The sequence below is a fragment of the Streptomyces parvus genome (assembly GCF_014648875.1).
In the GTDB taxonomy this organism is placed as follows: Bacteria; Actinomycetota; Actinomycetes; order Streptomycetales; family Streptomycetaceae; genus Streptomyces; species Streptomyces parvus.
Genome location: NZ_BMRY01000002.1, coordinates 727008 through 741249 on the forward strand (window position 1 = coordinate 727008; position 14242 = coordinate 741249).

The 14242-nt window shown below is 73.2% G+C and carries 10 protein-coding genes; 8 read left to right on the forward strand and 2 right to left on the reverse strand.

Annotation, left to right across the window (positions count from 1 at the left end):
• Positions 1–93: 93 nt before the first annotated feature.
• The 3 genes from IE140_RS09405 (at position 94) to IE140_RS09415 (ending at position 6932) form a co-directional block, all read left to right on the forward strand.
• Positions 94–690: a toll/interleukin-1 receptor domain-containing protein gene (locus IE140_RS09405; protein ID WP_150196719.1), complete on the forward strand. Its 597-nt coding sequence runs from the start codon at positions 94–96 to the stop codon at positions 688–690.
• Positions 691–700: 10 nt separating this feature from the next.
• Complete coding sequence (locus tag IE140_RS09410) at positions 701–2911, forward strand: outer membrane protein assembly factor BamB family protein (RefSeq protein ID WP_150196718.1); 2211 nt, start codon at positions 701–703, stop codon at positions 2909–2911.
• 112 nt (positions 2912–3023) lie between these two features.
• The gene (locus tag IE140_RS09415; RefSeq protein WP_150196717.1) at positions 3024–6932 is read left to right on the forward strand and encodes an nSTAND1 domain-containing NTPase; all 3909 of its coding nucleotides are present in this window, start codon (positions 3024–3026) and stop codon (positions 6930–6932) included.
• On the opposite strand, the gene IE140_RS09420 is transcribed toward IE140_RS09415, so the two are convergent.
• Positions 6929–7279: a DUF6343 family protein gene (locus IE140_RS09420; protein WP_150196716.1), complete on the reverse strand. Its 351-nt coding sequence runs from the start codon at positions 7277–7279 to the stop codon at positions 6929–6931. The two genes, IE140_RS09415 and IE140_RS09420, sit on opposite strands and share 4 nt — an antisense overlap.
• 109 nt (positions 7280–7388) lie before the next feature.
• Between IE140_RS09420 and IE140_RS09425 the strand changes: the two genes are divergently transcribed.
• Positions 7389–8087 (forward strand): class I SAM-dependent methyltransferase, encoded by a 699-nt coding sequence (locus IE140_RS09425; RefSeq protein WP_150196723.1) that lies wholly within the window; start codon positions 7389–7391, stop codon positions 8085–8087.
• Between the two features lie 25 nt (positions 8088–8112).
• On the opposite strand, the gene IE140_RS09430 is transcribed toward IE140_RS09425, so the two are convergent.
• Positions 8113–8466 (reverse strand): hypothetical protein, encoded by a 354-nt coding sequence (locus tag IE140_RS09430; RefSeq protein WP_032778320.1) that lies wholly within the window; start codon positions 8464–8466, stop codon positions 8113–8115.
• A 61-nt stretch (positions 8467–8527) separates the two neighbouring features.
• On the opposite strand from IE140_RS09430, the gene IE140_RS09435 reads away from it, so the two are divergent.
• The 4 genes from IE140_RS09435 (at position 8528) to IE140_RS09450 (ending at position 13993) form a co-directional block, all read left to right on the forward strand.
• Positions 8528–8722: a hypothetical protein gene (locus IE140_RS09435; RefSeq protein ID WP_150196715.1), complete on the forward strand. Its 195-nt coding sequence runs from the start codon at positions 8528–8530 to the stop codon at positions 8720–8722.
• Between the two features lie 111 nt (positions 8723–8833).
• Positions 8834–11854 carry an SCO1167/SCO6262 family helicase gene (locus IE140_RS09440; RefSeq protein ID WP_150196714.1) on the forward strand — a complete coding sequence of 1007 codons (3021 nt, stop codon included), beginning with the start codon at positions 8834–8836 and terminating at the stop codon, positions 11852–11854.
• Between the two features lie 8 nt (positions 11855–11862).
• Entirely contained in the window at positions 11863–13218 is a 1356-nt protein-coding gene (locus IE140_RS09445; RefSeq protein WP_189460275.1) for an SWIM zinc finger family protein, read from the forward strand.
• A 43-nt stretch (positions 13219–13261) separates the two neighbouring features.
• Positions 13262–13993 carry a DUF7873 family protein gene (locus IE140_RS09450; RefSeq protein WP_032761482.1) on the forward strand — a complete coding sequence of 244 codons (732 nt, stop codon included), beginning with the start codon at positions 13262–13264 and terminating at the stop codon, positions 13991–13993.
• Positions 13994–14242: the final 249 nt, after the last annotated feature.

Here is a 14242-nt window from a genome sequence, read left to right on the forward strand (position 1 = left end):
ATTCAATCCTCGGTGAATAGCTGCCCGGGGATTGCTCCGCCCCTAGGGTGAGCACGATCCCCGCAGTCAACTCCTGCTGAAGAGAGGGAAATTGTGCCGCGCGTATTCCTCAGCTTTCGTAAACGGGATTCCCGGTGGATGCGGGAGCGCGTCTATCGCGCGCTGTCCGACCGCCTGGGGGCCGAGGAGATCTTCAAGTCGAGCGAGTCGATTCCGCCCGGTGCCGATTTCGCCGAGGTCCTGGGGAGCCAGGCTGCCGCATGCAAGCTCATGTGCGTCCTGATCGGGCCGGAGTGGCTCGACGCGCGGAACGAGGACGGTGTGCGGCTCCTGGACCGGGATCATGACTGGGTCCGTCTGGAGATCGCGACGGCTCTGCGGGCGGGAAACCGTGTGGTCCCGGTGCTCCTGGGCGACGCGACCATGCTGCCCGACGCTTCGGAACTGCCGGCCGAGATCGCGGAGCTGGGGCGCCTGCAGTTCCTCCGGGTCCCGGACACCCATCTGCCGGACGGCCTGGAGCAGTTGGGCGACGCGCTGGCGGCTCTCCTGCCCGGTGCCGCCGCCGACCCGGGGCCCGGTGCGGCGCCGACCGAGGAACCCGGCCGGCCCACGACCATGACGGCCCACGTGTCCGGCGGCGGCAACGCCTACCAGGCGGCCCGTGACCAGACGATCAACCTGACGTGAGGGGCTGACGATGGAGGTTCCAGGAGCCGGGCGGAATCGTCGGATCGGGCCGTACGCGCTGCTCGGAAGCGGGCGCACGGTCGGCGGCGGCGAACTCTTCGCGGCCCGCACGGACGAGGGGCTGCTGGTCACGGTCACGGTCGTGGGGCCCGAACCGGCCGCGAACCCGGAGTTCCGGGACCGGTTACGAGCCGCCGTCGAGGCAGCACGGAGACTGTCCGGAGCCTTCCTCGTACCGGTGGTGGATGCCGACGCCGACGCCCCGGTTCCCTGGGTGGCGACCCGGTTCACCGCCGGACTGCCGCTCCGGCACGCGGTGGACCGGCACGGCGCCCTGGGAGAACCGGCTCTGCGCGTGCTCGCCGACGGCCTGGCCCGGGCCCTGGCCGTACTCCACGGGGCAGGAACAGTCCACGGTGAGGTGGATCCGGACTCGGTGCTGCTGACCATGGACGGCCCCCGCATCGGCACCCTGGGGCTGGTGGGAGCCACCGCGAGTCCGCCACCGTCGCCCACGGACGACATGTTCGGCCTCGGATCGACCGTGCTGTACGCCGCTTCCGGAGGTGAGCAGGACACGGACGCCCTGCCCGCGTCGCTGCGCGAGGTCATCGGCGGCTGCCTGTACCGGGAACCGTCGGACCGCCCCACGGCCGAGCAGCTCGTCGACTACCTGGAGCATCAGGGGCTGCCCGCACCGGAAGGCGGATGGCTGGCACCGGCGGTGACCGCCGACATGGCGGCGGCGGCCGCGGCGGTCGGCTCCGCCCGTGCCGTCCAGGTCCCCGTTCCGCCACGGCCGGTCCGCGCCCCCGGGACAGGTGTCAGCCGCCGCAACCTGATCATCTCGCTGGCCGGGGGCGCGGCGCTGCTCGGTGGAGGGGCGGCGGCACTGGCGTTCTCCGGCGACTCGTCCCCGCCTCCCGAGGGCCGGGCGGGCGGACCCGGGACCACCGCGCGGCCCACCCGCCCGTCGGGTGCGCGCACCACGTCCGCCCCCTCCCCGTCGAGGTCATCGGCGGACGGGCCGGAACCGGTCGTGCTGGCCGGGCCCGACGCCGTCAAGGCCTGGTCACGGACCGGGAAGCGCGCCCCCACCTGTCTGGAGGCCTCCGACAAGGTGGTCATGGTGGTCACGGACAAGGCCACCTCGTTCTTGGAGGCCGCGAGCGGAGACCGCGCGTTCGAAGCGCTCAACGCGAGGAAGACCTTCGGTGCGAACTCGAGCCACCACCCCACGGCCTACGCGGACGGAGTGTTCTACCTGTTCTGCGAGACGCCGGGGCAGTTCGACCTGCTGGCGGCGTTCGACGCCGCCGACGGGAAGGTGAAGTGGGCGGTCAGCCTCGCCGCGAGCGACCCGGGCGGGGCCAAGATCGTGTCGAACTACGGCAGGCAGTACCTGGCGGCTTCGGGCGGCACCGTCTACGTATGCGGCTTGGTGCGCGACGGGAAGTTCTCGGTCGAGGCCCCGAAGACCGGCTACATCCGGGCGTTGTCCGCCACCACCGGGAAGAAGCTGTGGCAGGTGCAGGGCACGGACATCAACAACGTGCTCGTGCCGCCCTCCGGTTCCCGTCTGCTGGCCGCCTCGGCCGTCCCGGCGAAGCAGCCCGGCCGGGTCCAGATGATCGACGCCGCCAGGAAGGGCGCCCGCGGCTGGAAGGTGCCCCTGCGCTATCCCTCGGACTACTTCGGCAGCGGCTGGCCGCTGACCAGTTACGCGGACGGGAACTTCCTCTTCGCCGGCGGCAAGGGCGACACGCTCTCCGTCGTCGACGCGGCCACGGGAACCGAGAAGTGGCATCAGCGCTTCGAGGCGAGGAACGGGGACCGGGTCAGCGTGGGAGCGCCGTTCTCCAGCCTGGACGGCGCGACCGTCTACGTACCGGTCGGCAGCGAACTGGTGGCCCTGGCCACGGCCGATGGCACGCCCCGGTGGATCGCGACGCTCGACGGCGCCAGTGACTCGGGCGGTGCCAACCTCTTCAAGGCATCCCTCGGGCTGGGCGGCAGAGAGGCGCAGTGTTCGGCCGACACCGTCTTCGCCACGGACAGCGCCAAGACGTTGTGGGCCATCGACGCGGCCACCGGCAGGGCCAGATGGAAGTACAGCGACCCGAGCCAGCCCGACGTGGGCTTCCGGTGGACGGTGGGCGGCGACCGGGTGTTCATCGCCTCCCACCTGACGATGACCGCGATCGCGGCTGATGGGCGCTGAGAGCGGCTGATGGGCGTTGAGACGGCCGGCGCGCGTTGAGAGCGCCGACGCGCGCTGAGGAACAGGGAGAAGAAGAGGACATGGACACGAGCGTCACCAGGGGCGGCCGGCCGTGACGGAGAACAGCACCGGCGCCCCGCCGCCCCCCGCCAGGCCGCCCCGCTGGCAGCCGAGGAATCAGCAGGGGAGTGTGACCGGCGGCGGCAGCCTCTACCAGGCGGGCCGGGACCTCCACGTCCGCCACGGTGACGAGGGACGCAGAACCGTGCCCGGTCCGGGTGCCGACCGGGTGCAGTGCCCGTATCCGGGCTTGGCCCCGTTCAGCGCCGAGCACCGGCAGTGGTTCCACGGCCGCGAACGCATGGTCCACCTCGTGTGCGAGCGGATGGACGCCCGCATGCGGGAGGGCGGGCCCCTGGTGCTGATCGGCCCTTCGGGGGCCGGCAAGTCGTCCCTGCTCGCGGCCGGGGTGCTGCCGGCCCTCGACGAGGGCCGGCTTCCGGTGGCGGGTTCCAGCACCTGGCCCCGGCTGCTGCTCACCCCGACGGCCTCCCCGGCCCAGGCGGTGGCGGCCGCCGCCGGGCTCGACGCCGAGACCGCCCGGCGGACCGTGCCGACGTGGCGGGCCGACCCCGCACGGTGTGTGGCCGAACTGCGAGAGATCACCGCGGCCGAAGAGACGGCCGAAGAGACGGTGTCCACCGACCGGACCCCTTCCACGGGTCTGGTCGTCGTGGTCGACCAGTTCGAGGAGGTCTTCACGGCCTGCGGCGACGAGACCGAACGGGAATGGCTCATCGACGTGCTCGACCGTCTCGCCCGGCCCGAGGGCGGTGCGGTCGTGGTGCTGGGGGTACGCGCGGACTTCTACGCCGCCTGTACAGCTCATCCGCAGCTCCGGGCGGCGCTCCGGGCCGGACCGGTCCTGCTGGAGCCGATGACGCAGGCCGAACTCAAGGACGCGATCCGGCGCCCCGCCGCCGATGTCGGACTCGACGTCGAGGACGGCCTGGTGGAGGTACTGCTGGCGGACCTGGGCGCGGTGGACGGGCCGGCCGGTACGGGCGGCACGGGACGGCTGCCCCTGCTCGCGCACGCGCTGCGCGCCACCTGGCAGCAGCGTCACGGTCACACACTCACCGTGGACGGATACCGGGTGACCGGCGGCATCCAGGGCGCCATCGCCACCACGGCGAACCGGCTCTACGACACTCTGCCGCCGCCCTGCCACGAGGCCGCACGGTGGGTGTTCCTGCGCCTCGTGATCGTCGGGCGGGACGCCGACGACAGCCGCCGCCGTGTCCGGGACGACGAACTGCTGCGTAACGCACCGGACCCGGAGGCCGCCGCCAGAGTCCTGGACGACTTCACCCGGGGCCGGTTGCTGACACGGGACCGGGACACGGTCGTGATGACGCATGAGGTGCTCATCCGCGCCTGGCCCCGGCTGCGGGGCTGGATCGAGCACGACCGCAACGGGAACCTCGTACGACAGGAGGTGGAGGAGGCGGCCGCGGCCTGGGAACAGGCCGGCCGGGAGGCCGCCGCGCTGTATCGCGGAAACCGGCTGGCGGCCGCCCTGGCCTGGTCGGAGACGCGTGGTACGGAACTCAGCGGCTCCGCACGGGCGTTCCTGGCGGCCGCCCACCGCCACCAGCGGCGTGGGCAGCACATGCGGCGCGCGGCGGTCGCCACCATCACCGCCCTGGCCGTCATCGCCTCGGCGGTTGCGGTGTTCGCCTTCCGGCAGGAGTCCCAGGCCAGGGCCGCCACCGCACGAGCCGAGGAGGACCGCGACAAGGCCATCAACGCCGCGGTCACCTCCGCGTCCGTACAGCTGGCGCCGACCGACCCCTCGCTGTCCGCCCAACTCGCGCTGACCTCCTACCGCATGGAGCCGACGGCGGACGCGGCGTCCCGGCTCATCACGACCGTGAACACACCCTTGGCCACCCGGCTTCCCGGCCCACCGGACTGGGTGCAAACCGTGGCCTACAGCCCCGACGGGCACATGCTGGCGGCCGGGAACCTCCGCCAGAACCTCGTCCGGCTGTGGGACGTCTCCGATCCCGGACGCCCGGTCGCGCTGGACCGGCCCGTGCCGGTGGACCGTTCCGTGACGTCGATCCGGTCGCTCGCGTTCAGCCCGGACGGCCGGGTGCTGGCCATCGCCGGCCACACCACCGACCACGGCGACGGCGGTTCCGGAGGATTCACCGAACTGTGGAGCCTGACCAGCCCCAGCCACCCCGTCCTGCTCGGACGGCTGAAGAGTCCTGGCGTCGAGGGCTTCGACGCCGCGACGTCCGTCGAGTCGCTGGCGTTCAGCCCCGACGGCCGGACGCTGGCGGCCGGATGGCACGCGGGCCTGGTCAGCCTGTGGGACGTCACCCGCCCCGACGACGCCCGCCCCGTGGGGAAGCCGGTGAACCTCCATTGCCCCGATGTCTTCTCCCGCTGGATCGCCTTCAGTCCCGCCGGACACACCTTGGCCGCGGCATGCGGCGACGAAGACGGCACGATCGGCCTGTGGGACCTCACCGCCCCGGACCGTCCCGACCGCGGCGGAACTGTGAAGGCCGGGAGTCCCGTCAACGCTCTCGCGTTCAGTCCCGACGGCCGGACCTTGGCCGCCGGGGCGAGGGACAGCGCGGTCCACCTGTGGAAGGGGGCCGACACCGACCGCCCCACCCGCCTGGGCAACCCGTTGAAAGGCCCCACTCAGCCCTTCATATCGGTGGCGTTCAGCCCCGACGGAACCACCCTCGCGGCGGGCAGCGCCGACCACAGCATCCACCTGTGGAACGTCACCCACCCCAAGACCATCACCCTCCTGGGCCGACCGCTGACCGGCCCGGGTTCCCAGGTCACCGACGTGGTGTTCAGCCCGGACAGCCGGACTCTCGCCGCCGGCAACTCCGACGGCAACGTCGACCTGTGGAGCCTGCCGCCGACCCGGATCCCCGGCGCGGGAGGGAACGTGGCGTCCGTGGCGTTCAGCCCGGACGGACGCACCCTGGCCGCGGCGAACCAGAACGCGACCGTCTCCCTGTGGAACACCGCCGACCCGAACAACCCGGTTCCGCGCGGCGAGCCGCTCGTGGGCCGGAAGGAACCGGTCAACGCCGTGGCCTTCAGCCCGGACGGACGTACCTTGGCGGCAGGCGACAGCGGTGGCAACGTCACCCTGTGGAACATGGCCGACCCCGGCCGTCCCGTCCGGCTGTCCGAACCCCTCACCGGAGCGGACGGGCTGATCCTCGCCGTCGCGTTCAGCCCCGACGGCAACACGCTGGCCGCTGCCGGGGACCACAAGAACGGCAGAATCGCCCTGTGGGACGTCAGCGATCCCGCACACCCCGTCTCCGCGTCCGGCGTTTCCGGCTCGGGCGGGAAGTCCGTCCTGTCCCTGGCCTTCAGCCCCGACGGATCGGTCCTGGCGGCCGGCGGCGACGGAAGCAACGGCACCGTCGGACTGTGGAGCACCGAGCAACCCGGAGCCCGCATCGGGAAGAAGATCGAGCAGCCGGCCGCCACCAGCACCTGGGTGGCGTTCAGCCCGGACGGGCGTACCCTCGCCACCGGGAACAGCCGCGGCGTCATCACCCTCTGGGACTCCACCGACCCCCACCACCTCAAGAAGCGCAGGGGCAAGCCGTTGATCGTCCCCGGCGGCAGCCTGTGGTCCGTGGAGTTCAGCCCGGACGGGAAGACGCTCGCGGCGGGCGGCCACACCGACAACGGAACCATCCACCGGTGGAACGTCACCGATCCGGACCATCCCGCCCCCATCGGACAGCCGCTGACCGTGGAGACCGGGTTCGTCGCCGTTCTGGCGTTCAGCCCCGACAGCCGCACCCTGGCGGCCACCACCGACGACGGCGTGGCCACCCTCTGGGACCTCGATGTCGAGTCCTCCATCAACCGTATCTGCGCCGCGAGTTCGGGTGCGCTGGGCCAGGAGGAATGGCAGCGGTACGTCGGCCGGCCGCCCTACGATCCGCCCTGCGAGAAGTCCTAGGGGGCTCCGGTGCCGGTCCGTCCTCCGCCGTCGGCGGCTCCGGGGCCCGGCCCGTGCGGGCGGCCGTCGCCGTGGTCCGGTTCGTACGGTGGGACGTCACGGCCCGGCTGGTAGTGCGGGCCCTGGCGCATCCGGTACGTGATCACGCCGAGGTCCACCACCGCGAGCAGCAGCACCACCGCGCAGGCCGCCGCCCAGCCCGGCCGCCCGTTCATCGAGAAGGCCACCAGGCCGAAGAGGGCCCAGACCGTTCCCCACAGGCTCAGCCAGAGCCGCATCCGGAGAGGACTGCGGGCGGTCACGGGTTCACTGCCCGTACGCATGGCGATCACCTCACTCTCCAGCATGGACCCACCCGGCGGCGGAACGAAGAGCGGCGGACGGAACGGGAGGAGCGGCGGACGGAACGGTGAGGGAGGCGGGGAACCGCGCCCGGTGGCGGCTCGTTCCTCCTCCATGGGCGAATCACTGGTCCGTGAGGGGTACGCGGGGACGGGTCCCGGAGCCATCACGCCGGACGGATGCGCGGTGGAGCTGTATCGCCGGCTGGCCGTCGGCGAGGAGCCGGACGTGATCGCGGGTGCGACCCCCGAGGGGGCGAGCATTCTCGAACTGGGCTGCGGGGCGGGCCGGGTGACCCACCCGCTGGTGGAGCGCGGGTTCCGGGTAACGGCGGTGGACGAGTCGCCGGAGATGCTGGCGGAGATCGTCGGGGCACGTACGGTGCGCAGTCCCATCGAGTCGCTGGACCTGGGGGACGAGCGGTTCGATGTGGTGCTGCTCGGCTCGTTCCTGGTCCACGCGGGCGAGCACCGGGTGCGCGACGGGATGCTGCGCGTCTGCCGCGCCCATGTGCGGGACGGCGGGATCGTCCTCGTCCAGCGCGAGGGCGTGGCGCACCGCTCGGAGCTGCCGTGGGAGCGGACCGACCCGTCCGGGTGCCTGGTCCGGATCGTCGCCGCGGAGCCGGTGGGTGACGGGGTGCGCTCGGTGCGCGCCGAGTATCACTTCGACGACGCGCGGTGGACGCAGACCTTCCTGTCGCGGGAGCTGTCCGACGAGGACCTCGCCGGGCACCTCGCGGCGGCCGGGCTCGCGGTGGACCGCACCCTCACCGACGACGGCACCTGGCTGCTGGCCCGCCCGGCGCTCTGACCGGGCAGGTCTTCGGTTCGCGGGGTCAGTGCACGAAGCTGTAGCTGCGCCACGGGCCGCTGCCCGGCGCCGTGACGTCGCTGAAGCGGGTCGGCACATAGGTCGTCCCCCGGCCCGTGCAGTCACGGGTGCGGTAGAGGATCACGTCGACCAGCGTCCCGTTCTCCACCTCGTGGGCTCCCGCAGGGGCGATCCGGTGGCAGCCGCGTACCGACGGGCTGTTCACCTGGATCACCGCTTCGCGCTCCGTCGTGTACGTCACCGGGCCCACCGCGGTGCGGCCGAGCCCGGAGCAGCCCGTGGCGGCGAGGGCGAGCAGCGAGACTCCGGCGGCGAGGGCGAGGCGGCGTCGGCGGGGAACGGTAGCGGTCACGGACATGGGCGGGTCCTCGTCTGCTCGTCCGGTGCTCGTCCGGTGAAGTCGGTACGTCGGAAAAGACGTGCTGGCGCTGGCCACCCTGCCCGGCCCGGCGGCCCCCGGCATCCCGAGCGCGGCCGACCGGGCGAGCCGGGGAGGACGGGGGTCCGTCGGGCCCAGCCCCGCGGCCCTCACCGAGCGTGGCGGTCCGCTCCCGGAGCCGGGCGCGTACGGACGTACTCCCGGCCGGTCGATCGACCAGTCGATGCGCCGCTGAGCTGCGGTGATGCGGCGGGCGTCCGCAGTGTCAGACCTCCCGCCTAGACTCGCTGAGTCAGCACAATCCGTGCCGACGGAGACCGGGGATCGAGTGGGAGGGGGAGTGGACATGACGGAACAGACCCGTGAGGGCGAGGCGCGGACCGCCGATGTCGCCCGCCTGCTGCGCCACCCCGCGGTCTTCCTGCCGGGACCGGTGCCCAGGGAAGGCCGCATCGCCTTCTGGGACCCCCACTCCGACGGTGGCCCCCGAGGCGACGGCGACCCGTGGCGCGCCGACCCCCCGCCGGAGCGGACCGGGGTGCCCTTCGCGTACGCGGACGCGCTCGCACGCCCCGACACCGTTCCGTACACCTCCGCCCGGCTCACGGTCGTCCGGCCGGACGGCGCCGCGGGCCCCGGGAGCGTCCGCACGACCGAGGTGCCCGCCGCCCTGCTGTCCGTGGCCGACGCGCTGCCCCTGCTCGTCCGGGCCCGGCAGCAGGCGTCCGCCCACCCCGCCACGCGCTGCTGGGGCGCGGCCGCCCTGCACGGCCTCCACCTCGTCGCCCGCGGTCGGCTCCTGCCCGGGCTCACGGCGGACGGCCACGACGCCTGGCGGGCCGGTCCTTCGGACGCCGAGGACGTCGCGCATCTGCGGGCGGTCGCCGCCGCCCTGCCGCCCGAGGGGCACGCGGTGCCGGTCCCCGGTTCCGCGCCGCCCCGGCTGCCCGCCCCCGAGGCGCTGACCGGCGCCTTCCTGGACGCCGTCGCCGACACACTGCCGCGCACGCCCGCCGCCGCGTTCGCGATGGGCGCGCCGTTCGCCGCCCGCGAGCCCCAGCATCTGCCCCGGGCCGCCGCCTGGGCCGTCGAGGTGGCCTCGGGCCTCGACGCGGGTGTGCGGGTCTCGCTGCGCCTGGACCTCTCCGCGTACGAACTGTTCGACACCGCCGACACCTACGCCCTCACCGCCGACCGCGAGGAGGCGGAGACCGCCGGCGGTCCCGCCCGGCCGGAGCACGCGGACGATCCGGCGGTCCGCCCCGCCGCGGCGGCGATCGTGCAGGTCCACAGCCTCGCCGACCCGACGTACGTGGTGGACGCGGCGGCCCTGTGGAACGGCGGGGCGGGCGAGCCCTTCGGGCCGCGCTCCCAGGTCGACGCGGTGCTGGCCCTGCGCCGCGCCGCCCGGGTCTGGGCCCCGCTGGAACGCCTCCTGGGACAGCCCGTCCCCGATGTGCTCGCGATCACCGAGGACGAGCTGTACGAGCTGCTGAGCGACGCCGGAGCCCGGCTGGCCACCGCCGGGGTCGAGGTGCGCTGGCCGCGCGAGCTGGCCCGTTCGCTCACCGCCGCCGCCGTCGTGCGGCCCGCGCCCGGATCCGCCACCGACGGCACGTCCTTCTTCGACGCCGAACACCTCTTCGCCTTCGACTGGCAGCTGTCCCTGGGCGACGAGCGGCTGACCGAGGCCGAGATGGACCTCCTGGCCGAGGCGCACCGCCCGGTGGTGCGGCTGCGCGACCAGTGGGTGGTCGTCGATCCAGCCCTCGTACGCAAGGCGCGCAAGCGGGAGTTGGGGCTCCTGGATCCGGTGGACGCGCTGGCCGTGGCCCTCACCGGCAGCGCCGAGGTGGACGGCGAACGGGTCGACGCCGTCCCGGCCGGGGCCCTCGCCGCGCTCCGGACCCGTCTCCTCACCGACGACACGACGATCGCACCGCCGCCCGGACTCGACGCGACGCTGCGCGACTACCAACTGCGCGGTCTGGCCTGGCTGGACCGGATGACCTCGCTCGGGCTCGGCGGCTGCCTCGCCGACGACATGGGCCTCGGCAAGACGATCACCCTCATCGCCCTCCATCTGCACCGGGCGCACCCCTCGCCCACCCTTGTGGTCTGCCCCGCATCCCTCCTCGGCAACTGGCACCGCGAGATCAACCGCTTCGCCCCCGGCGTGCCCGTGCGCCGCTTCCACGGCACGGACCGGAGCCTGAGCGATCCGGACGGCGGGTTCGTCCTCACCACCTACGGCACCATGCGCTCCAGTGCTGTCCAGCTCGCCGAGCAGAGCTGGGGCCTGGTCGTCGCCGACGAGGCGCAGCACGTCAAGAATCCGCACTCCTCCACCGCCAAGGCGCTGCGCACCATCCCCGCCCCGGCCAGGGTCGCCCTCACCGGCACCCCCGTCGAGAACAACCTCTCCGAGCTGTGGGCGCTCCTCGACTGGACGACCCCCGGACTGCTCGGCACGCTCAAGGCGTTCCGGGCCCGGCACGCCCGGATCGTGGAGAACACGGACACGGCCGCCGGTCTCGGCAACGAGGAAGCGGTCGAGCGGCTGTCCCGGCTGGTGCGCCCCTTCCTCCTGCGGCGCAAGAAGTCCGACCCCGGCATCGCCCCCGAGCTGCCGCCCAAGACCGAGACCGACCACCCCGTGTCCCTCACCCGTGAACAGGCCACGCTCTACGAGGCGGCCGTCCGCGAGACGATGGCGCAGATCGAGGGGGCGGAGGGCATCGCCCGCCGGGGCCTGATCATGAAGCTGCTGACCTCGCTCAAGCAGATCTGCAACCACCCCGCCCAGTATCTGAAGGAGGAGCCCACCCGGCTCACGGGCCGCTCCGGCAAGCTCGCCCTCCTCGACGAACTGCTCGACACCATCCTGTCCGAGGACGGCTCGGTCCTGATCTTCACCCAGTACGTGTCGATGGCGCGGCTCCTCTCCGCGCACCTCGCCTCCCGCGCGATCCCCTCCCAACTCCTGCACGGAGGTACGCCGGTGCCCGAACGGGAGCGGATGGTGGACCGCTTCCAGTCCGCCGAGGTGCCCGTCTTCCTGCTCTCCCTCAAGGCGGCCGGCACCGGGCTGAACCTCACCCGGGCCGCCCACGTCGTCCACTTCGACCGCTGGTGGAACCCGGCCGTGGAGGAGCAGGCCACCGACCGGGCGTACCGCATCGGCCAGACCCAGCCCGTCCAGGTCCACCGGATCATCACCGAGGGCACGGTGGAGGACCGGATCGCCGAGCTGCTGGAGTCCAAGCGGGCCCTGGCGGACGCGGTGCTCGGCAGCGGGGAGAGCGCGCTGACCGAGCTGAGCGACCGTGACCTCGCCGACCTCGTGTCCCTGCGGAGGCCCGGATGAGCCCGCGCATGAGCCCCCGCCCGACCACCGGCCCGGCCGCCCGCAGATCCGCCCCGCGCGCCCGGATCGGCCCGGACGATCTGCGGCGCACCTTCGAAGCGGTGCCCGCCCGCACCTCCGCCGAGGGCGAACCCTTCGCGGCCAGCTGGTGGGGCCGGGCCTGGGTGGACGCGCTGGAGACACTGTCGATGGACGAGGCCCGCCTCGCCCGCGGCCGGGCGTACGCCGACGACGGCCAGGTCGCCGCGATCACCGTCACCCCGGGCCGCGTCGTCGCCTATGTGCACGGCAGCCGGGCCCGCCCCTACCGCGCCGAGCTGCGCCTGCGCACCTTCGCCGACCCGGGCTGGGAGGCCCTGCTCGACGCGGTCGCCGCCCGGCCCGGCCATCTGTCCGCGCTGCTGGCCAAGGAGATGCCGCACTCTCTGGCCCGTACGGCCGAGGAAGCCGGTGTCCGGCTGCTGCCCGCCGCCGACGACCTCGACCCCAGCTGCACCTGCCCCGACCACGGGCGGCCCTGCAAGCACGTCGCCGCTCTCTGCTTCCAGACGGCGCTGCTGCTCGACAGCGACCCGTTCGTCCTGCTGCTGATGCGGGGCCGGGGCGAACGCGAGCTGCTGGACGCGCTCGCCCGGCGCAACGCCGAACACTCCGCCCGGGAGCGCCCCGCCGCCCCGGCCATGCCCTCGGTCGCGGCGGGCGACGCCTTCGCCGCCCGCTTCCTGCCGCCGCTCCCGGCGCCCCGCCCCGCCCCACCGCACCCCGGCCAGCCGCCGTCGTACCCGGACCTGCCCGGCGCCCGCGACCCGCTGGGCCTGGACGCCCTCGCCACCGACGCCGTCGCCCGCGCCCACGCCCTGCTGACCACCGGCCGCGATCCGCTGGCCGGGCTCACCGAGTGGCAGGACGCCGTCCGCCTCGCCGCCGCGCGCCCGACCGCCGGACTCACGGCCACCACCCGCGCGCTCTACCGCGAGCTGGCGTACGCCACCGGCCGCACCACCACCGACCTGGCCCGCGCCGTCGCCGCCTGGCGCCAGGGCGAGGCGGAGGGCCTGGCCGCCCTGGAAACACCCTGGGACCCGCCGGCCGGCCCCTTCGACCGGGCCAGGCCCGCGCTCGCCGCCGCCGGGTTCCCGCGCTTCACACCCTGGCGCAACCACCTCACCCACCCGGCCGGTTCGCTCCAGCTCCGCTTCGGCCAGGACCTGCGCTGGTACGGCTACGAGTCCGACCCCGGAGCCGACGACTGGTGGCCGCGCGCCGCCCCGGACCCCGACCCGGTCTCCGCCCTCGAAGCCCTGCTCGCCGGCGACTCCGTCCCGGACACGGCCGGGGACGACGACCCCCACTACGTACGGTAAAACCCTTGGCCACCAGGGCGTTGACCCTGTTAGCGTCCTCGACGTGGCGAAACTCAATCAGATCATCGCAGTGGAGAAGGGCGTCAAGTCCAAGGCGCACCAGGACCTGACGGCGGCCCATCACGGCCTCCAGAAGGCCGCGTTGCTGGCCGGGATCTCCCGTACCTACCAGCCCAAGGACGAGGAGGGCGAACAGCTTCCGCCCGAGTCGACGCTGGTCCAGGTCAAGGCCGAGGATGTGCTGCGGGAGACCGCGACGACGCTGACCCGCCTCTTCGATGTGACCGCCACGAAGGACTGGGCGAACTGCTCGGCCCGGGCCGATGTGAAGGTCGAAGGCCGGGTGCTGGTGAGCGAGGTGCCGGTGGCGTATCTCCTCTTCCTGGAGAAGCAGCTGACCGACCTCAACACCTTCGTCCGCAAGCTGCCCGTCCTGGACGCGGCCGAGGCCTGGGTGCAGGACCCGTCGACCGACTCCTGGAAGACCGAGCCGGTCCGTACGCTCCGCACCAAGAAGGTCCCCCGCAACCATGTGAAGGCGGAGGCCACCGAGAAGCACCCGGCGCAGGTCGAGGTGTACTACGAGGACATCCCGGTCGGGTACTGGACGACCGTCAAGTTCTCCGGGGCCCTGCCCGCGCGGCGCGTCAACGAACTGCTGGACCGGATCGAGAAGCTCCAGCAGGCCGTGAAGTTCGCCCGCGAGGAGGCCAACGGCGCGGAGGTCACCGACCAGCGGGTGGGTGATGCGGTATTCGGTTACCTCTTCGGGTGACCGACCATGGATTCCCCGGCCGCCGATCAAGGGGGCCGGGGTGCGCGAGGAGCGCAAGCTGAAACTGAAGCTTGTCGTGAAGGCGCGGTCCCAGTGGAGGTTCAACTCCTCCCTCCGGCACGGGCCGGAGTAGCCCAAGCAGGCAGAGGCAGACCGCCGTCAATCTCAGACTCTTGCTCCAGACTCAGCATTCGCCGCCGATCGCCGGATCGAACGGGCCCGGGCCCGCGCGCGTCGAGATGCCGGTTC